The sequence below is a fragment of the Shinella sedimenti genome (assembly GCF_022601905.1).
Lineage (GTDB): Bacteria > Pseudomonadota > Alphaproteobacteria > Rhizobiales > Rhizobiaceae > Shinella > Shinella sedimenti.
The window spans coordinates 205,435-224,555 of record NZ_JAKVIN010000003.1 but is presented as its reverse complement, the minus strand read 5'-3'; the positions used below and the strand labels follow the sequence as shown (position 1 = coordinate 224,555).

General features: G+C 63.1%; 21 protein-coding genes. 4 read left to right on the top strand and 17 right to left on the bottom strand.

The window, feature by feature from the left end; genetic code table 11:
* Positions 1-247 precede the first annotated feature (247 nt).
* Positions 248-2,584: a methyl-accepting chemotaxis protein gene (locus MKI86_RS08460; RefSeq protein WP_241599866.1), complete on the top strand. Its 2,337-nt coding sequence runs from the start codon at positions 248-250 to the stop codon at positions 2,582-2,584.
* An 89-nt stretch (positions 2,585-2,673) separates the two neighbouring features.
* Here the strand turns inward: MKI86_RS08460 and MKI86_RS08455 are convergent, their stop codons facing one another.
* Both MKI86_RS08455 and MKI86_RS08450 read right to left on the bottom strand, forming a co-directional pair.
* Entirely contained in the window at positions 2,674-3,033 is a 360-nt protein-coding gene (locus tag MKI86_RS08455; protein ID WP_241599864.1) for a hypothetical protein, read from the bottom strand.
* Positions 3,033-3,974, bottom strand: coding sequence for a nucleoside hydrolase (locus MKI86_RS08450; protein ID WP_241599862.1), 942 nt, complete (start codon positions 3,972-3,974; stop codon positions 3,033-3,035). The genes MKI86_RS08455 and MKI86_RS08450 overlap by 1 nt, the downstream gene beginning before the upstream one ends.
* 181 nt (positions 3,975-4,155) lie before the next feature.
* On the opposite strand from MKI86_RS08450, the gene MKI86_RS08445 reads away from it, so the two are divergent.
* Both MKI86_RS08445 and MKI86_RS08440 read left to right on the top strand, forming a co-directional pair.
* A complete protein-coding gene (locus MKI86_RS08445) occupies positions 4,156-4,587 on the top strand; it encodes an Hsp20 family protein (RefSeq protein ID WP_241599860.1) in 432 nt (143 codons plus the stop codon).
* Positions 4,588-4,719: 132 nt separating this feature from the next.
* Complete coding sequence (locus tag MKI86_RS08440; RefSeq protein WP_241600692.1) at positions 4,720-4,977, top strand: BQ00720 family protein; 258 nt, start codon at positions 4,720-4,722, stop codon at positions 4,975-4,977.
* A 21-nt stretch (positions 4,978-4,998) separates the two neighbouring features.
* Here MKI86_RS08440 and trmB read toward each other — a convergent pair whose 3' ends face one another.
* The 15 genes from trmB to trpS form a co-directional block, all read right to left on the bottom strand.
* Positions 4,999-5,700 carry a tRNA (guanosine(46)-N7)-methyltransferase TrmB gene (trmB, locus tag MKI86_RS08435; protein ID WP_241599851.1) on the bottom strand — a complete coding sequence of 234 codons (702 nt, stop codon included), beginning with the start codon at positions 5,698-5,700 and terminating at the stop codon, positions 4,999-5,001.
* Positions 5,701-5,707: 7 nt separating this feature from the next.
* Positions 5,708-6,946, bottom strand: a complete 1,239-nt coding sequence (gene metK, locus MKI86_RS08430; protein ID WP_241599798.1) for a methionine adenosyltransferase — start codon at positions 6,944-6,946, stop codon at positions 5,708-5,710.
* Positions 6,947-7,139: 193 nt separating this feature from the next.
* On the bottom strand, positions 7,140-7,559 hold the full coding sequence (locus MKI86_RS08425) for a helix-turn-helix domain-containing protein (protein ID WP_241599796.1): 420 nt from the start codon (positions 7,557-7,559) through the stop codon (positions 7,140-7,142).
* Between the two features lie 148 nt (positions 7,560-7,707).
* Positions 7,708-9,291, bottom strand: coding sequence for an apolipoprotein N-acyltransferase (lnt, locus tag MKI86_RS08420; protein WP_241599794.1), 1,584 nt, complete (start codon positions 9,289-9,291; stop codon positions 7,708-7,710).
* A 121-nt stretch (positions 9,292-9,412) separates the two neighbouring features.
* The gene (locus MKI86_RS08415; RefSeq protein WP_241599792.1) at positions 9,413-10,564 is read right to left on the bottom strand and encodes a hemolysin family protein; all 1,152 of its coding nucleotides are present in this window, start codon (positions 10,562-10,564) and stop codon (positions 9,413-9,415) included.
* 13 nt (positions 10,565-10,577) lie between these two features.
* Complete coding sequence (gene ybeY / locus MKI86_RS08410; RefSeq protein WP_241599790.1) at positions 10,578-11,084, bottom strand: rRNA maturation RNase YbeY; 507 nt, start codon at positions 11,082-11,084, stop codon at positions 10,578-10,580.
* Between the two features lie 16 nt (positions 11,085-11,100).
* Entirely contained in the window at positions 11,101-12,153 is a 1,053-nt protein-coding gene (locus tag MKI86_RS08405; protein ID WP_241599787.1) for a PhoH family protein, read from the bottom strand.
* A 27-nt stretch (positions 12,154-12,180) separates the two neighbouring features.
* The gene (gene miaB / locus MKI86_RS08400; protein WP_241599785.1) at positions 12,181-13,572 is read right to left on the bottom strand and encodes a tRNA (N6-isopentenyl adenosine(37)-C2)-methylthiotransferase MiaB; all 1,392 of its coding nucleotides are present in this window, start codon (positions 13,570-13,572) and stop codon (positions 12,181-12,183) included.
* 69 nt (positions 13,573-13,641) lie between these two features.
* Positions 13,642-14,430 carry a lyso-ornithine lipid O-acyltransferase gene (olsA, locus tag MKI86_RS08395; RefSeq protein ID WP_241599783.1) on the bottom strand — a complete coding sequence of 263 codons (789 nt, stop codon included), beginning with the start codon at positions 14,428-14,430 and terminating at the stop codon, positions 13,642-13,644.
* A 42-nt stretch (positions 14,431-14,472) separates the two neighbouring features.
* Complete coding sequence (locus MKI86_RS08390; protein ID WP_134648023.1) at positions 14,473-14,898, bottom strand: Fur family transcriptional regulator; 426 nt, start codon at positions 14,896-14,898, stop codon at positions 14,473-14,475.
* A gap of 38 nt (positions 14,899-14,936) precedes the next feature.
* Positions 14,937-15,431: a GNAT family N-acetyltransferase gene (locus MKI86_RS08385; protein WP_241599781.1), complete on the bottom strand. Its 495-nt coding sequence runs from the start codon at positions 15,429-15,431 to the stop codon at positions 14,937-14,939.
* Positions 15,432-16,073, bottom strand: coding sequence for a tRNA (adenosine(37)-N6)-threonylcarbamoyltransferase complex dimerization subunit type 1 TsaB (tsaB, locus tag MKI86_RS08380; RefSeq protein ID WP_241599772.1), 642 nt, complete (start codon positions 16,071-16,073; stop codon positions 15,432-15,434).
* Between the two features lie 30 nt (positions 16,074-16,103).
* Positions 16,104-16,673 (bottom strand): NifU family protein, encoded by a 570-nt coding sequence (locus tag MKI86_RS08375; RefSeq protein ID WP_241599770.1) that lies wholly within the window; start codon positions 16,671-16,673, stop codon positions 16,104-16,106.
* Positions 16,674-16,770: 97 nt separating this feature from the next.
* Complete coding sequence (locus tag MKI86_RS08370; protein WP_241599768.1) at positions 16,771-17,262, bottom strand: universal stress protein; 492 nt, start codon at positions 17,260-17,262, stop codon at positions 16,771-16,773.
* A gap of 37 nt (positions 17,263-17,299) precedes the next feature.
* Complete coding sequence (trpS, locus tag MKI86_RS08365; RefSeq protein WP_241599766.1) at positions 17,300-18,367, bottom strand: tryptophan--tRNA ligase; 1,068 nt, start codon at positions 18,365-18,367, stop codon at positions 17,300-17,302.
* 269 nt (positions 18,368-18,636) lie between these two features.
* On the opposite strand from trpS, the gene MKI86_RS08360 reads away from it, so the two are divergent.
* Positions 18,637-19,116, top strand: coding sequence for a YcbK family protein (locus tag MKI86_RS08360; RefSeq protein ID WP_241599764.1), 480 nt, complete (start codon positions 18,637-18,639; stop codon positions 19,114-19,116).
* The last annotated feature ends 5 nt before the right edge of the window (positions 19,117-19,121 follow it).

Here is a 19,121-nt window from a genome sequence, read left to right as displayed (position 1 = left end):
CCGGATGTCGTTTTGCCCGCAACGCCCGGTAATTCAGCGATCCTGCTGACAATGAGGATCGAAATTTGGCTCTTTATTAATATTCTACAGAGTATTGAAATCCTCACGCCCCCGGCCTCGCGAAACGCGATCCGGGTGGTTCAGGACGCAGGTCGCGCGCCTCGCACTCCATGATGGAGCTCATCCCGACAATCGAACGTGCTTTTCCGCGACACCCGTCGCGGACGCTTCCTATCGTGAGGATTTCATGTTCAAGCTTCAGGCCAAGTCGCTTGCGACGAAGCTCATCGCAGTGACCGGCGGCATCATCGCCCTGGTGCTGCTCGCCTCCAACACCGTGCTCATCCAGCAGAGCCAAGATCGCGTCGCCGGCCTCGTCTACTCCGAGGCGAATACGGAAGCGAAAGCCATCGCGTCGGACATCGCGACCGATATCGGGCAGCTTGCAAGCGCCGCGCGCTCGATGGCCGGCGTGATCGAGCAGGGCCACACCAACGGTCACTTCGACCGCAAGGAAGTGGTTGATATCATCAAGGCCAATGCGGAGAAGAACGACTTCGCGCTCGGCAGCTGGTTTGCGGAGGAGCCCAATGCCTTCGACGGCAAGTCGCGCGAGATGAGCGAATCTCTGGAAAGCGGTACGTTCAAGGATGGTTCGTTCAACCCTTACTGGACGAAACGCAAGGACGGCTCCATCGGGCTTTCCACCTTCGAATCCGACTACAAGGCCGAATGGTATTCGTTGGCGGCGAATTCGGGCAAGGGCGCGATGACCCAGCCCTACAAGGAAAGCTCGACCGGCGAAGGCTTCACCATGGCCTCCATCGCCTTTCCCGTCGTCTCCGGTGGCAAGCGTATCGGCGTCACTGGCGTCGACGTCTCCCTGAAGACCCTGTCCGACAAGCTGAGCAAGCTGACGCCGTTCGGCCAAGGGCGTGTGCTGCTGCTGTCGCAGACCGGCAACTGGCTCGTCGCGCCGAATGCCGACCTCGTCATGAAACCCTATGAAGGCATTGGCGAAGATATCGTCAAGTCCGCGCTCTCCACGGGCAAGCCGGGTCTCGTCGAGAACATGACTTTCGACGAACTCGCCGCGTTCGACCGCGTCGTCTACCCGTTCGCGCTGCCGGACATCAACACCTCCTGGATCGTGCTCGTCGATGTTCCGCGCGCAGCGATCAATGCGCCGGTGCAGGATCAGACCTTCATGATGATCATCGGTGGTCTCATCGTTCTGGCTGCCGTGCTGACCGGGCTCTATCTTGCGGTGCGCGCGTTCGTGCAGAAGCCGCTCGCCGGCCTCGTCCGCGACGTCGATGCCCTGAGCGGCGGCACCTATACGCAGCCGGTCGCCGGGCAGGACCGGTCCGATGAAACCGGCGCCGTCGCCAAGGCGCTGGAAGGGTTCCGCCACCAACTCGCCAACACACGCACGCTCGAAGCCGAAGCCAGCCGCCAGCGCGAGCTGACGGAAACCGAACGCAACCGCTCGGAAACAGAGCGCGCGGAATCGAGCGCCCTGCAGCGCGACATCGTCGCGCGTCTCGGCGACGGCCTCGCCCAGCTCTCGGAAGGCAACCTGGCGTTCCGTCTCTCCGGCGATTTCCCGGGCGAGTACGGCAAGCTGAAGACCGACTTCAACTCCGCCATTGCCAGCCTTGAAGAGACAATCCAGACGGTCAACGCCTCCGTCGGCAATATCGGTGGCGGTACGAGCGAGATCTCCAAGGGTGCGGCCGACCTGTCGCACCGCACCGAGCAGCAGGCCGCAAGCCTCGAGGAGACCGCAGCCGCTCTCGACGAGCTGACGTCACAGGTCAACTCCAGCGCGGAAAATGCCCGCATCGCGGCCAAGTCCGTCGAAACCGCGAACCAGGACGCCAGCCGGTCGGGCGAGGTCGTGCAGAAAGCGATCGACGCGATGCACGGCATCGAGAGTTCGTCTCGCGAAATCTCCAACATCATCGGCGTCATCGACGACATCGCCTTCCAGACGAACCTGCTGGCGCTCAATGCCGGCGTGGAAGCGGCGCGCGCCGGTGAAGCCGGCAAGGGCTTTGCGGTCGTGGCACAGGAAGTGCGCGAACTCGCCCAGCGCTCGGCCAATGCCGCCAAGGAGATCAAGACGCTGATCAACACGTCGGAGTCCCAGGTGCGCGACGGCGTCAGCCTCGTCGGCCGTGCGGGCGACGCGCTGGAAAACATCGCCCACCAGGTGAACCAGATCAACGACCTCATCCGCCAGATCTCCTCTTCCGCGTCCGAACAGGCCGTGGGGCTCAAGGAAATCAACTCCGCCGTCAACCAGATGGACCAGGTCACGCAGCAGAACGCCGCGATGGTGGAGGAAACCACCGCCGCCAGCATGGCGCTGAACGACGAAGCCCAGACGCTGAAGTCGCTCGTCGCCCGCTTCCGCTCCGGCTCGATGGCAGCAGCAGGCATGCAACAGGTACAGCAGGCCGCCCGCCCGCAGGTCCAGCCGCAGCGCGCGTCCTACCAGCCGGCCCGCGCGGCGAACCGTACGGTCCCGCAGGTTGCGGGCAACACGGCGCTGGCCCACGATGATTGGGAAGAGTTCTGAGCCGACCCTTCGATCCAGGCAAAAGGCCGGCGGAAACGCCGGCCTTTTTCGTTGTAGTCGAAGGCATGCCCGTAACGAGGCTGCCCGGGCTACTTCGGCTGGGTTGGTTGCGCCTGCAGCCGCCCGCGTGAACGCGACCGCGTGGCGTTGGCAAGCCGTTGCGTGGCTTCCTTGAGTTCAAGCTCGGAGAAGAGCGGCTGGTATTCCGGCCGCAGCATCAGCGCCTCCATGGAAAGCTCGACCTTGCCGGCATCGAGCAGCCGTTCCAGGCCGGTCGTGCCGGGCTTGAAGACGAGTTCCTTTGCCGCCGCCACGCCGCCGTTAAGCAGCACGAACCGGCGCAGCAGGACGGGGCGAAAGCCGAGGTCGGCGAAGCGGTCATAGAGGCCCACCATCTCCTTGTGAAAACGGGCCTCCACCGCGGGGCTGGCAACGCGCGGACCCCGCATCAGAGGCGACCGATGCGCTCGGCAAGCAGCGCGAAGAACCCGTCGGCATCGATATCCTTCATGACGCGGGCATTGTGCCTGCGGCTGGTCACCTGCCACCAGTCGACCACCGTCATGCCGGCGGTGAGCGGCGAGGCGGTTTCAACCTCGACATTGCAATCGCGACCGGAGAACAGGTCCGGTTTAAGGAGATAGGCGATGACGGTCGGATCGTGCAGCGGCCCGCCGTCGGAGCCGTATTTCTCCACGTCAAACCGTTCGAAGAATTCCAGCATCTCCACCAGAGCCTTCGCCGGGCGGTTGCCGATGGCGCGGAGCTTTTCGACGCGGCTCTTCAGCGTCAGCACCTTGTGGGTGACGTCGAGCGGCATCATGACGATCGGAATACCGGACTTCAAGACCGCAGCGGCCGCCTCCGGATCGACATAGACGTTGAATTCGGCCGCCGGCGTGATGTTGCCCCCCTCGAAGAAGCCGCCACCCATCATGACCAGTTCGCGCACCCGGCCGGCGATCTCGGGCGCCTTTTCCAGCGCCAGGGCGATGTTCGTGAGCGGGCCGAGGGTGCAGAGCGTGACGGTGCCCGCCGCCTCGCACTTCAGCGTCTCGATGATGAAGTCGACGGCATGCTGCGGCTGGAGCGGCATCTGCGGCTCGTGCAGTTCCGGGCCGTCGAGGCCGGTCTTGCCGTGAACATGCTCGGCGGTCACCAACGGACGGGCAATCGGCCTGTCGGCGCCGGCGAAGACCTTGATGTCGGTACGTCCGCAGAACTCCAGAATGATTCGGGCATTTGTAGACGTCCGCGACAGCGGCACATTTCCGGCCACGGTCGTGATGCCGAGGATTTCGAGCTCCGGGCTGCCCAGCCCCAGCATGATCGCGGCGGCATCGTCCTGGCCAGGATCCGTATCGATGATGATTTTCCTTGGCTCAGACATGCCGTTTCGTCCTTGTCTCTTTATGATTTTCGCCAGCACCGCGCGGACGAAGCGGCGACTATATTTGCGAAATCGCGCTTCGCAAGCGTCTTGCGCGGCAGGCGCGCAGTCACCATATTGGTTCCGTCGGGGTGCCGGTATCGGGTCCCGTCTTGGTCGCTTGAAAGCAAGGACTGGATGTATGTCTCGCATGACCCCTTTCGCAAGCCCGCTGCTGCTGGGCTTCGACGCCATGGAAAAGACCCTCGAGCGTATCGCCAAGGGCAACGATGGCTATCCCCCCTACAATATCGAACGGCTGCGTTCGAACGACGTGACGGGTGCGCCGGAGCGCCTGCGCATCACACTGGCCGTGGCGGGCTTCTCCGAGGAGGAGCTTGATGTCACGACAGAGGAAAACCAGCTTGTCATCCGCGGCCGTCAGACCGACAGCAACGAACGGGATTATCTTTACCGCGGCATTGCCGCTCGCCAGTTCCAGCGCACATTCGTCCTTGCCGACGGCATGCGCGTGGAGGGTGCCGAGTTGAAGAACGGCCTTCTCTCGGTCGATCTCATCCGGCCGGAACCGCAGCGAATGGTAAAGAAAATTAACATTTCCGTATCAGACTAGATCATGAGCCGTTCCTGCGGGAACACCCCGCCGGACCGTCTCGAGCGTAACCTGATCGCTGACGCACCGAGCTCCCTTATGGACGCGGGCGCCCAGCGGCCGGCACTTGCCGGCATTGCCATGGAGGCAAAGATGGGACTGAAGACCGTTACCCCCACCGTTTCGAAGGCAGATCTCGCACATCTGGGCGAGGGCGAAGTCGGCTACATCAGGAAGATGAAGGCGGATGAAGTTTCGCGCGTCTTTCCCGAAGCGCCCGAAATCGACCCCAGCCTCGACCTGTGGGCCCTGTTCGGCGCCGACGGCACGCCGATCCTGCTGACCGACAATCGTTCCAGCACCTTCTACAAGGCTGCCGAGGACGACCTGCGCACCGTGAGCCTCCACTGATCCTGAAGCCGGAGCCTTCCGTCAGAGACGGCGGAAGGTGAGGTAGGCGGACTTGCGTCCTTCGCGCTTGGCCTTGGCCTCGTAGCGCGTTCCCGGCCAGCCTGCATAGGGCGTCAGCCAGTCGGCCGCGTTCTCCGCGGTCCATACGAAAGCGGGATGCGCCCCGCAGTGCATCAGCGTCCAGTTGACATAGGTGTCGATGTCGGACGCGAAGCAGAAGTGCCCGCCCGGTTTCAGCACGCGGGCAAAACGATCCAGATTGACCCTGGACACGAAGCGCCGCTTCCAGTGCTTTTTCTTCGGCCATGGGTCGGGATAGAGAAGATCGATCTGATCGATCGAGGCCGCCGGCAACCAATCCAGAAGTTCCGTCGCATCGTCATCGTAGAGCCGGATGTTCTTCGCGCCCGTATCCTCGATGCTGCCGATGAGCTTCGCCATGGAATTGACGAAGGGCTCGACGCCGATGAACGCCGTCTCCGGGGTTTCCTGCGCCCGATGAATGAGATGCTCGCCGCCGCCGAAACCGATTTCGAGCCGCACGCGCGCCGGCTTGAAATCGTAGAGCGACGCGATATCGACCGGCGCGGGTTCCGAAAGGTCGACCTTCAGTGCCGGAAGCAGAGTCTCAAGATGATGCGCCTGCCGCTCCCTCAGCGGTTTTCCCTTTCGACGACCGAAGAAGGCCTCGGTCGCGCGGCTGCGGCGCTCTGCATCGGTCATGGCGATCTCAGTTCTTCAGGGCTTCCTTGAGGGCCTTGGCGAGGTCGAGGCGCTCCCAGGAGAAAGAGCCGTCCCGGCCGGCCTTGCGGCCGAAATGACCGTAGGCGGACGTCTTGGCATAGATCGGCTTATTGAGGTCGAGGTGGCGGCGGATACCCGACGGCGACAGGTCCATGACCTTGCGGATCGCGGCTTCCACCTCGTCTTCGCTCACCTTGCCCGTGCCATGCAGGTCGACATAGATCGACAGCGGCTGTGCGACGCCGATGGCATAGGAAATCTGGATCGTGCAGCGGTCGGCCAAGCCGGCGGCCACCACGTTCTTGGCGAGGTAGCGCGCGGCATAGGCAGCCGAACGGTCGACCTTGGTTGTGTCCTTGCCGGAGAAGGCGCCGCCGCCATGCGGGGCTGCCCCGCCATAGGTGTCCACAATGATCTTGCGGCCGGTCAGACCGGCGTCGCCATCCGGGCCACCGATGACGAACTTGCCCGTCGGGTTGATGTACCAGACGCAGTCGTCGGCGATCTTGATGTCGTGGAGGGCCTCGCGAATATAGGGCTCGACAACCTGGCGCACCTTCTTGGAGTCCCAGCTTTCATCGAGGTGCTGGGTGGACAGGACGATCGAGGCGACGTCGGCGGGCTTGCCGTCGACGTAACGCACGGTCACCTGGCTCTTGGCATCCGGTCCAAGCTTGCCGGCATCGCCCACGCCCTTCTTGCGGGCCTCGGCGAGCAGCTGAAGGATGCGGTGCGAATAGTAGAGCGGCGCAGGCATCAGCTCCGCCGTTTCACGGCAGGCGTAACCGAACATGATGCCCTGGTCGCCGGCACCCTCGTCGCCCTGCCTGTCGGCGGCGTTGTCGACGCCCTGGGCGATATCCGCGGACTGGGAATGCAGCAGAACGTCGATCTTCGCCGTCTTCCAGTGGAAGCCATCCTGCTCGTAGCCGATGTCACGGATCGCCTTGCGCGCAGCGGACTTGAACTTCGACGGGTTGATGACGTCGTGGCCGTTCTTGTCTTTCTTGAGAAGGCTTGGCGGCAGACGCACTTCACCGGCGATGATAACGCGGTTGGTGGTTGCGAGCGTCTCGCATGCGATGCGAACCGACCAAGGATCGATTTTCGACTTCACCGCCTCGCGATAGACCAAATCGACGATCTCGTCGGAGATGCGGTCGCAAACCTTGTCCGGATGCCCCTCGGCGACGGACTCGCTGGTGAAGAGATAATTGCTGCGCATGCGGGAAGTCCCCTCAAAGAAAACAGACTTCGACGTTGTTATTCATTTCACAGCCCAAAAACAAGAACAGAAGGACATAAGAATATCTTTATATCGAAATTTCCTTCTCCGACGCGCCCAGACAGGCCTGCGGCACAAGCACAAAAAAACGGCCCCGAAGGGCCGCCTTTTCAGACCGTGAAGCTGAGAGCGATCACTCGATTTCGGCTTCGGCTGCCAGTGCCTTCACGAGGTCTACGAGCTTGCGGCGCACCTTGGGATCGGTGATCTTCACGAAGGCGCGGTTCAGCTGCAGGCCCTCGGAGGACGACAGGAAATCCACCACATAGTTGGAGCTGGAAGCATCGGCGAAACCGCTCTGGGAGTCAGCGGTGTCACCGGGTGCGTCCTCGAAAAAGAATGCGACGGGCACATTGAGAATGCTCGAAATATTCTGCAACCGGCTCGCGCCGACGCGGTTCGTGCCCTTCTCGTATTTCTGAATCTGCTGGAAGGTGATGCCGAGGCTTTCGCCCAGCTTCTCCTGGCTCATACCGAGCATGGTCCTGCGAAGCCGAATTCTGCTGCCGACATGAATGTCGATCGGATTCGGCTTCTTCTTGTTTTCCATCATCACTTTGGTCCTAACGCGGAAATGGCCCCACCCCGACCGGCACCCTTACTGAATACTTAACGTCACGTTGTATGCGCGACCTCCGGAGAGTCCGACATTACAGGAGAACGACCGGTGGCGGGCACTATGCTATTTTAGGGGTTTTTGGTCAATTCAATCTGTTTCTAAAACCAACGCGCGAAATGCTGGCCACAAGAAAGAAAAGGCCGAGAAGAACGGGAAAGAGCCAATCCCGCCACTTCGACCATTCGCCCTGCGCAATTCTACCCGGAAGGGTTGCATCCACAAAACCGGCAATGTCATAAGACAGGCCCGAGATCACCTCGCCCCTGGCGTCGACGATTGCGGAAATACCGTTGTTGGCGGCGCGAATCAACGGCATGCCGCGCTCCACGGCGCGAAGACGCGCCTGCTGAAAATGCTGGTAGGGTCCGGGCGTGTTGCCGAACCAGGCATCGTTGGTCACGTTCAGCAGGGCGGCCGCCCCTTCGGATGCGGGACCGATCTCGGACGGAAAGATCGCCTCGTAGCAGATCAGCGGATAGAGACCCTTGCCGAGCGCGTTCAACAGCGGATGCTCGCGTGCCGCCGAAAACCCGCCTGGCATGGCCACAGGGGAAACGCCGAGGCTTTCGAAGACATCGGCAAAGGGCATGTATTCGCCGAAGGGCACAAGATGAACCTTGTCGGCCGCGCCGATGATCTGCCCCTTGCCGTCGATCGCGTAGATCGAGTTGTAGTAGCGCGGCGCCTTGCCGGACCCCGCACTTTCGGTGCGCACCGCCCCGGCGATCAAGACCTGGTCGTCATCCAGAACCTGCGCGATCCGCACCAGCGCATCGGGATTGTCCGTCAGAATGAAGGGTATGGACGTTTCCGGCCAGACGACGATATCCGGCCGCTTGTCCCCTTCGGCAGGCTTGGCAGCGCTCAGCGCCAGATGTTTTTCGAAGATGTCCGCGCGGGCGGAATCGTCGAGCTTCATGGCCTGGTCGATGACCGGCTGGACAAGGCGGATGACCGTCGCCTGATTTTCCGGCAACGGCAGGACATGCAGCGCATAGACGCCATAGCCGACATGGGCTGCGAAGAGGACCAACGCAAGCCCGAGGCCAGCCACCCTTCCCCGCCGCGTGCCGAGCAGCGCCGGTGCTGCGAAGACGAAGACGGCGAGCACGTTCATGCCGGCGATACCGACGAAGCCTGCGGATTGCATCAGCAGCGGGACCGGCATCATGCCATAGCCGACGGCATTCCACGGAAAGCCGGTGAACAGCGTGCCACGCAGCCATTCTCCCACGCCGAACGCAAAGGCGAGCGCGGCGATCCGGCCCATGCCATCGGACCAGAACAGCCGGGCAAGTGCTGCAGCAAAACCGTAATAGAAGGCAAGGAAGGCCGGAAGCCCGAGCACTGCGAGCGGCACGGCCCAGGCGAAGGCATCCGCTTCCACCAGCAAGGCATTGCCGAGCCACCAAAGCCCGCCGACGAAATAGCCGAAGCCGAACAGCCAGCCTATGCGGAAGGCAGGTGCCAGTCGCCGAATAACGCCGGCCTCGGGCGCGGCGGTCGCACCGTCGAGAAGCCAGACGAGCAGGGTGAATGAAACGAACAGCGCCGCCAGGAAGCCGAAGGGCGGCAGTGCCAGGACGCCGATCAGGCCGGCAAGAAATGCAACAAGCGCCCGTCTTTTTCCAGACAGGAGCATGACCGTGCCCGCAAGCCGCTCCATGCCGTCCCCTTCTTGTCGCTTTCCCCGAATCAGCCGCGCCAGTCTTCCAAAAAACCGCCGCCTTGTCCCGCGTCACGGCAGGACAAGGCGCAGATCATTTTGAAGATTGTTTCAGGACGGCTCAGTCCGTGCCGGTGCTGCGGGCCTGCGGCTCCGAAACCGTAGCACGCTCCGGCGTCACCGCTCCCGCCTCGCCTTCGGGGCGACGTTCCCGACGGCGCACTGCACTGGCACGCTTGCGGGTTACGCGCACGCGCTTCACACGACGCGGGTCGGCATCCAGAACGTGAAATTCGAAGCCTGGCACTGCCTGCACCACCTCGCCACGCACCGGAATGCGTCCCAGCGAGGCGAAGATGAGGCCGCCGAGCGTATCGGCATCCTCCAGCTGGGCGCGGATATCGAAATCCGGACCGATCGCTTCGGCCAGCTCCTCGAGTTCGACGCGGGCGTCCGCGATGAACACGTCGTCGCCGGCGCGCTGGATCATGGCCTCTTCGTCGTCGTGCTCGTCTTCGATATCGCCGACAACCATTTCGACGATGTCCTCCAGCGAGGCGAGACCGTCCGTGCCGCCATATTCATCGATGACGAGCGCCATCTGCGTACGGTCGGCCTGCATGCGCGCCATCAGGTCGGCGGCCAGCATCGACGGCGGCACGAAGAGGACCTGCCTGATGATGCCGGCTTCCGCGACGGTCTTGGAAAGATCGACACGGCCGAGGTCGAATTCGGCTTTCGGCGTGCGAACGGGCTTTTCGCCGTTTGCGGCCACGGCCTTGGCGCCGCTTCGGCGCTTGTTGCGGGCCTGCTTGGTGACATAGGCGAGCAGGTCGCGGATGTGGACCATGCCACGCGGATCATCGAGGCTTTCATGGTAGACCGGCATGCGCGAGCGGCCGGAATCCTCGAAGATCACCATCAGTTCGGCGATCGTGATGTCCTGGTCGACGGCCTCGATATCAGCGCGTGGGACCATCACGTCCTCGACCCGCACCTCGCGGAACCGGAGAATGTTGTGCAGCATCGCCCGTTCTTCGGGCAGGAAGGCCGGCGAGCCGCCGCTCTCTTCCGTCATCAAGGCCTCTGCGAGGTCCTTGCGGAGGCTGGAGGCCCCTGTCATGCGCCAAAGCCGCGTTGCACGGGACCAGAGAGATGTCCGGCTCCCGTTTTCCTGCTTTGGCGCGCTGGTACTACTGCCCGCCTCGTCCTGACTTGAGGCATCCGCCTCGTGCTTTTCCGTCGCTACGGACTGGTTTCTGAAGTCGCTCATTGGTCCAAACTGGTTAATCGGGATCGTCCCCGTATGGGTCAGATAGGCCAAGCCCGGCAAGAATGCGAGTCTCAAGCCCTTCCATTTTTTCCGCCTCTTCGTCGTCCATATGATCATAGCCGAAGAGATGCAGAAATCCATGCACCATCAGATGCGTGAGATGGTCGTCGAAAGACTTGCCGAGTTCGGCAGCCTCGCGGGTCAATGTTTCCTCTGCAAAAATGATGTCACCGAGCATCGGCCCCGGCATTTTGCCCGGCGTGAGCGGAAAGGCCGGGAAGGACAGGACGTTGGTCGGCTTGTCCTGGCTGCGCCATTCCGCATTGATGCCGCGGATCTCCGCGTCATTGGTGAAAACGAGGGAGACTTCCGGTGCACCTGTTTTCGGAAAGGGCTGCTTTTCATTGTCGCGCAGAAAATCGGCGGCAGCACCGAGCACCCGCTTGCTCATGTCGAGCAGATGCGCCTCGGAGGGCCATGGGCCCTCCTCTATGGAAATTTGGATATCAAGTTCGCTCATTGGACTTGTCGACCGCTCAGCGGTCGGTCTGCTCGCTTTCGTCCTGTACGGCGGTCGTCGCCTCATAGGCCCGCACGATGCGGGCGACCATCGGATGGCGCACCACGTCGACATCCTTGAAGCGCACGACGGAGACGCCTTCGACGCCTTTGAGGATCTGCAGGGCCTCCACGAGGCCCGACTTGACGCCGCGCGGCAGGTCGACCTGGCTCGGGTCGCCGGTGACGATCATGCGGCCGTTTTCGCCCAGACGCGTCAGGAACATCTTCATCTGCATCGACGTCGTGTTCTGTGCCTCGTCGAGGATGACGGCGGCATTGGCCAGCGTGCGTCCGCGCATGAAGGCGAGCGGCGCAATTTCGATGACATTGGCGGCAATGGCGCGTTCGACCTTGTCGCCCGGCATCATGTCGTAGAGCGCGTCATAGAGCGGGCGGAGATAGGGATCGACCTTTTCCTTCATGTCGCCGGGCAGGAAGCCGAGGCGTTCGCCGGCTTCCACGGCCGGACGCGACAGGATGATGCGGTCGACGGCGCCACGCTCGAGAAGCTGCGCGGCATAGGCGACGGCGAGATAGGTCTTGCCTGTGCCGGCCGGGCCGACGCCGAAGACCAGCTCGGAGCGCTCCAGCGCGCGGATATAGGTATCCTGCGTCGGCGTGCGGGCGGCGATGGTCTTCTTGCGGGTGGAAATCTGCGACATGGTCAGCTTGGCCTTGCGCTCCATGGTCGGCAGCGACAGCTGGTCGTCGGCTGCAATCGCCATGCGGATGGCGCCCTCGACATCGGAAAGCTCGATGGAGCCGCCCTTCTGGAGCCGGTCATAGAGATAATCCAGTGCCCGGCGAGCCTGGCTGGTGGCCACGCCATCGCCGGAGATGACGACGGAATTGCCGCGCGCCCGCGCATCGATATGCAGGCGCTGCTCGATGAGCTTCAGATGCTGATCGAACTGGCCGAAAAGCTCGCTTGCGTATCGATTGTTCTCGAAAGTGAGCACGAATTGATTGGCGTCGGTCTCGGTCTTCGACTGGCGCGGCGAGGACGTCATCAGTTCGTGTCCGTTCAAGCGGTCAAGCTCCTTGTATGAAACCCGTCAACCGATCGCTTCGGCGAAGAGGCTGTTGGGCCCGGCATCGATGATTCGCACCCGGATAATGTCACCGATTTCAGAACCTTTTGCATCAATATTCACAGGCTGGAGCCAAGGCGACCGGCCAACGAGCTGGCCGGGCATGCGGCCGGGCTTCTCCAGAAGCAGGTCGATCTCCTTGCCGATGCAGGTCCTGGCGAATTCGCGCTGCTGGCGAAACAGTAAAGCCTGCAATCTTTCAAGGCGTTCGGCCTTCACGTCCTCTGCCACATGGCCGTCCATCTCCGCGCCCGGCGTGCCGGGGCGGATGGAATATTTGAACGAAAATGCCTGTGCATAACCGACTGTTTCGATGAGGCACATCGTGTCTTCGAAGTCCTCATCCGTCTCGCCCGGGAAGCCGACGATGAAATCGCCTGATATCGCAAGGTCCGGCTGGACGGCACGGATGCGCTCGATCAGGGCGACATATTCGGCGGCCGTGTGGCGCCGGTTCATGGCTTTCAGGATGCGGTCGGAGCCGGACTGCACTGGCAGATGCAGATAGGGCATCAGCTTGGGCAGGTCGCGATGCGCCCCGATCAGGCGGTCGTCCATGTCGCGCGGATGGCTGGTGGTATAACGCAGGCGCGCCAGTCCCTCGATTTCGGCCAGGCGGTAAAGCAAGTCGCCCAGCCCCCACTCGTTGCCATCAGGGCCGAGACCATGCCAGGCATTGACGTTCTGGCCGAGCAGCGTGATCTCACGCACGCCGCCCTCGACGAGACGTTCGGCCTCCGTGGCGATCTGCGCGACAGGCCTGGAGACCTCAGAACCGCGCGTGTAGGGCACCACGCAGAAGGTGCAGAACTTGTCGCAGCCTTCCTGCACGGTGAGGAAGGCAGTGACGCCGCGCGCACGGGTCCTGGCTTTTTCAGGTGCCGGCAGGTGCTCGAACTTGTCCTCGATGGCATAGTCCGTCTCGACGACGCGCTCACCGCCCTTGGCGCGGCGCAGCGCGTCGGGCAGGCGGTGATACGTCTGCGGACCGACGACAAGGTCGACGGCAGGCGCGCGGCGCAGGATCTCCTTGCCCTCGGCCTGGGCGACGCAGCCGGTGACGCCGATCACCATTTCGCGGCCGTCTTTGGCGCGGGCCTTCTTCATCTCGCGCAGCCGGCCGAGCTCGGAATAGACCTTTTCGGCGGCCTTCTCGCGGATGTGACAGGTGTTGAGCAGGACCAGATCGGCCTCTTCCAGCACGTCCGTCGCCTGATAGCCGTCCTTCGACAGGGCATCCGTCATGCGGTCGCTGTCATAGACGTTCATCTGACAGCCATAGGTCTTGACGAACACCTTGCGGGTGTTCGGCGTGGCCACGGGGACATCAGGGGCGGAAAGGGACTGTTCGCTCATGGCCGTTTCCATAGTGGAAAAAGCCCTGAGAATGAAGCATTTCTTTGTTTTCGCCGTTGCAACCGCAGGCTACCGACCGCGCAGGCGTGCGCCGAGCATGGCACGGATGCGTGCCTCGACCGTGCGGCTTACCTCCTTGCGATTGCTCGTGCGCTCGTAATCCACGCGCTCGCCGAAATCGACATCGACGTCCACAGCCCCGGCGCGCAGGATGCCCATGAGGTGCGGCAGGAGTTCGATATCGCCCGGCCAAGCGGCGATCGGGCGGTGGTAGCGGCCCATCGCCATGCCGTGCAGACCGGTATAGGCGATGGAAACGGGCTGGATGTGAACGATACCGTCGGGCGCGTGCGGCACGGCGGAGGCGGCGGCACCGAAGAGCGAGGATTTTACCTCCAGCAGGCGATTGCCGTCGGAGGTCGTTCCCTCGGGAAAAAGCACGACGATCTCGCCGGCTGTCAGGCGCTCGGCGATTTCGTTGACCTGTTCGCCGGTCTTCTGGCGCTGCTCGCGCTCCACGAAGATCGTCGCCTGGAGGCGGGCGAGAATGCCGAAGACCGGCCAGTCGCGCACGTCGGACTTGGCGATATAGACGACATCGGCTACCGAACCGAGCACCAGAATGTCCTTCCACGAAGCGTGATTGGCGGCCAGAAGCAGCGGACGCTTCGTCTCCAGCGTACCATGCACACGCACCCTGATACCGAGCACCCGGCAGGCGACGCGGTGCCAGAAACGCGGCAGAACGCGGCGGATCTTCCAGTTGAAGCGCAGGCCAAGGAGTTGGAGCGGCAGCAGCAGGAGCGTGACCGCAAGAAGGACAAAGACGCCCAGGGCGATGCGCAGCCAGGTAATCAAGCGCTCACCGGACAGATGTCAGGGCGGGAGCGGCGACGGGCCTCACTCACCCTCCTTGAGCGGGATGCCGTAAAGCTCCAGCCGGTGATCGACCAGCTTGAAGCCGTGCTCGCGGGCGATCCGCTCCTGCAGCGCCTCGATTTCCGGGGAGTGAAACTCGATGACGTGGCCGTGCTTCAGGTCGATCAGGTGATCGTGATGCTCGTCCGGCACGGTTTCGTAACGCGACCTTCCGTCGCGGAAATCATGGCGCTCGATGATGCCGGCATCCTCGAACAATTTGACGGTGCGATAGACGGTGGAGATGGAAATGCGCGAATCGATGGCCGAGGAGCGGCGATAGAGCTCCTCCACGTCGGGATGGTCGGCGGAGCCCTCCAATACGCGCGCGATAACGCGGCGCTGCTCTGTCATGCGCATGCCGCGCTCGACACACAGCTCTTCCAGCGATTTCTCGACATACGTCATACGACCTGCCCTCGTTCTTCCGGCCTCCCGAAAGGGGACTAGCGAAGATCGCGCCGCATGACAAGCGCCGTGGAGCGGGCGCCATCGGCCGAGGCATAATAGGCCTTGCGCTCGCCAACCTTGGCGAAGCCGAGCTTTGCATAAAGGCCGCAGGCTGCATGATTGGCGGCATCCACCTCGAGGAAAATATCCTCTGCACCACGCATCTTTGCCTCACGCAGTGCCGCCAGCATCAGCCGCCAGCCGAGACCGCTGCGCCCGAAGCGCTGGTCGACGCCGATGGTCAGGATTTCCGCCTCGCCGGCCGTGGCGCGCGCAAGCACGAAACCGCCGGCGGCGCGCTCCGCCACGCCGGCCTTCAGGGCGAGAAAGCCGAAGACGGTATCCTGCGACAACAGCGAGTGAAGCTCGCCATCGTTCCACGGCTGGGCAAAGCGCAGCCTGTGCAGGGCCGCGGCCAGGCCAACGTCATCCTTTTCGAGCGGAAAGACCTCGAACACCGGCTTGCGGGTGAAATAGTCGCTGAGAGACATTCACGCCCTCCGGATCGCAAAGCCCGACTGTGGCTTGGCATCGGGCCCGCGCAGGTAAAGCGGCTTCGGCTGGTTGGCCTCGGGATCGAGGCGGGCGCCGAGCCGTGCGACGGTCGCGATGGAAACGCCGTCCGTCTCTGCTCCGGCATCCGCACGCAGCAGCGCGGCAGCCGAGCCGCCAAGCGCTTCGCCATCCGCCAGCACGACGGCACGCGCCGCCTCGACCGAGGCAATGGCCGGGGGCGTTGCTGCGCTGCCATCAGCTGAGAAACGCTGCCAATAAACCTCGTCGCGCTTGGCATCGATGGCAATGAGCGACGGCCCGGGCCTGCCGGCAGCAAGGGCGGCAAGCGTCGAGACCCCAACGGCCGGCACGCCAAGCGCCAGCGCCAGGCCGCGCGCGGCGGCAACACCGACGCGGATGCCCGTGAAGGAGCCGGGGCCGATGGTGACGGCAACCCGGTCGATATCCGGGAGGTTCATGCAGGCCGCGTCAAGCGCGGCATCGACGAATTCCATCAGCCGCTCGGCATGACCGCGGCCGATATCTGCCCCGGCGGCGCCGAGGACGATATCCTTATCGGAGTCATAGAGTGCGGCAAAACAGCCCGTTCCCGCCGTATCGATCGCGAGAACGATCATGCCGGGCACCGGCGATATGCGCGGCGGGCCTTATGCGACGGCTTCAACTTCCTGCACTTCCGGTACGAAATGGCGAAGAAGGTTCTGCACGCCGTGCTTGAGCGTCGCCGTCGAGGACGGGCAACCCGAGCAGGCGCCCTTCATGTTGAGATAGACGACGCCGTCGCGGAAACCCTTGAAGGTGATGTCGCCGCCGTCCTGGGCGACGGCCGGGCGCACGCGCGTGTCGAGCAGTTCCTTGATGGTGGCGACGATGGTCTCGTCGCCCGCCTCGAAGAACTCGCCCTCATCATCGCCGTTACCGCCGAAAGCGCCACTGGCCAGCACCGGCTGGCCGGACATGAAGTGTTCCATGATATTGCCGAGAATGGCCGGCTTCATATGCTGCCAGTCGGCGCCGTCCTTGGTGACGGTAATGAAATCATAGCCGAGGAAAACACCCGTGACGCCGGGAATGCCGAAGAGGCGGGCGGCAAGCGGAGACGCAGCACGCGCCTCGGTCTCGTCGCGAAACTCGGCCGTGCCACTCTCCAGCACCACCTTGCCCGGCAGGAACTTCAGGGTCGACGGGTTCGGCGTCGTTTCGGTCTGGATGAACATCTTACTCTCCGTGCGGCCTGACAGGCTCGCGGCCATATTCTTTAGAAACGTTCAAAAGAAGATAAACCTTTCGGTCGTTATCTTCAAGGTCGAGACCTCAACTCAGCGCATCCAGTTCCTCGTCGCTCAGCTGATCCGGGATCACGGTGACGGGGATCGGAAATGCCTGCGCGCGGCTGGCGAGTGACGTCACGAGCGGCCCCGGCCCTTCCTTGGACGAGCCGGCGGCAAGAACGAGGATGGCGATATCGCGGTCTTCCTCGATCAGGCCGTTGATCGCCTCGCTCGCCACGCCCTCGCGAATCACGGTTTCCGGCTCGATGCCGATGGCCTCGCGCAGCGCCTGGCCGGCCTTGGCCAGCACAGCCTCGGCCTCTTCGCGCGCCTCCGCCCGCATGATCTCCTCGACACCCAGCCATTGCTGGAAATCGCCATTGGCGATCACGTAGAGCAGCACCACGGCACCGTTGGAATTCTTCGCACGCATTCCCGCATAATGCACGGCACGCTGGCATTCCGGCGTGTCATCGATAACAGCCAGAAATTTGCGGCGGTGGCCTTCCAGGCGGGAAAGTCGTCGAGAAACCATGCGGCCCCCTTCTCTCTAAGACGTTTCGGGGTCGACCTTACTGCACAAAACCGATGATGTCGCGAACTTCCTTCATGGTTTTTTCGGCCCGTGCCCGGGCCCTTTCGCCGCCATCGCGCAGAATAGCGTCGATATGGCTCGTGTCGTCCATCAGGCGGCGCATCTCGTCCGTGATCGGCGAGAGAACGTTGACGGCAAGATCGACCAGCGCTGGCTTGAAGGCAGAAAACTGCTGGCCGCCGAACTCGGCGAGAACGTCGGCCTTGGTCTTGTCGGCAAGGGCCGCATAGATGCCGACGAGGTTGTCCGCCTCGGGGCGTCCCTTCAGGCCCTCGACCTCGCTCGGCAAGGCGTCCGGATCGGTCTTGGCCTTGCGGATCTTCTTGGAGATCGTCTCGGCATCGTCGGTGAGGTTGATGCGCGACAGGTCGGAGGCATCGGACTTCGACATCTTCTTCGTGCCGTCGCGCAGGCTCATGACGCGCGGTGCCGGTCCGCCGATCAGCGGCTCGACCATCGGGAAATAGGCGTGCACCGGCTCCTCGCCGACCACGATATCGACGCCGATGCCGGCCTTGCGGATGTGATTGCCGAAGTCGATGTTGAACTTCTGCGCGATGTCGCGGGTCAGCTCCAGGTGCTGCTTCTGGTCGTCGCCGACGGGCACATGCGTCGCGCGGTAGACGAGGATGTCGGCGGCCATCAGGCTCGGATAGGCAAGCAGGCCGAGCGAGACCTGTTCGGCATTCTTGCCGCCGGTCTTGTCCTTGAACTGGGTCATGCGCTCCATCCAGCCGATGCGCGCCACGCAGTTGAAGATCCAGGCCAGCTCGGCATGCTGCGGCACGGCGGACTGGTTGAAGACGATGTGCTTCTTCGGATCGATGCCGGCGGCGATGAAGGCGGCGGCAATCGAGCGGATCTGGCCGCGCATGTCCTCGTGCACCAGCTGCGCGGTGATGGCGTGCAGGTCCACGACGCAATAGATGCAGTCGTTATCGTCCTGCAACGCCACGAACTTGCGGATCGCGCCGAGATAGTTGCCGAGGTGGAGATTGCCGGTCGGCTGCACGCCGGAGAAGACGAGGGGCTTGAATGCGCTCATGACGGTTTCCTTCAGGCGGGTGGAGGGCCTGGTTCTGTTGCACGCGCAGTTTCCGGCACGGTTCTGCGGACGGATCTGCGAAAGAAATACGCCGCGCTTATGCACGGCGCCGGGACGCCGATCAAGTGGGGCCGATCTCGCGGCGACACCTCTCATCAGGCATTCCTTATAAATGACACTTTCCGGTTGTTCCTGGCTGCGGGGATTTGAGGGAAGGTCGATCCCGATCGGCCGTTTTGTGACGAAGGGGCGCAAAACGGGAGGACACCGTGCGAAGGAACGGTTCCATTCTGCTTGCCTGCATCGTGGCTGTGACATCGCTCTTCGCGACGGAGACCACGGCAGGCCGCAGCGACAAGCACGCCGCCAGGACCGACAAGGACGTCGTGGCGAAAACATACAGCATCCAGACGCCGCGCGTGCGGCACCGATGTTTCCCCGGCAAGCTCAGGGGCGTGCTGTCGCATATCGCCCGCGCGGTCGGCCGAAGGCCCCTCGTCACCTCCGGCCACCGCTCGAACGGGCGGCGCGGCTCCTATCACCGCAAATGCCTTGCGGCGGATATCCGCGTTCCCGGTGTTTCGGTAAACCGCATCCTCGCGGCCGCGCGCTCGGCACCAGCCATCGGCGGCCTCGGCACCTATTGCAACGGCATCGTGCATGTCGATGTCGGGCCGAAGCGGCGCTGGCATCATTGCGGCGGCGGGCTGGCACGGCTCACGACACGCGCGCGGCCCGCCTCGCGCTAGATTGC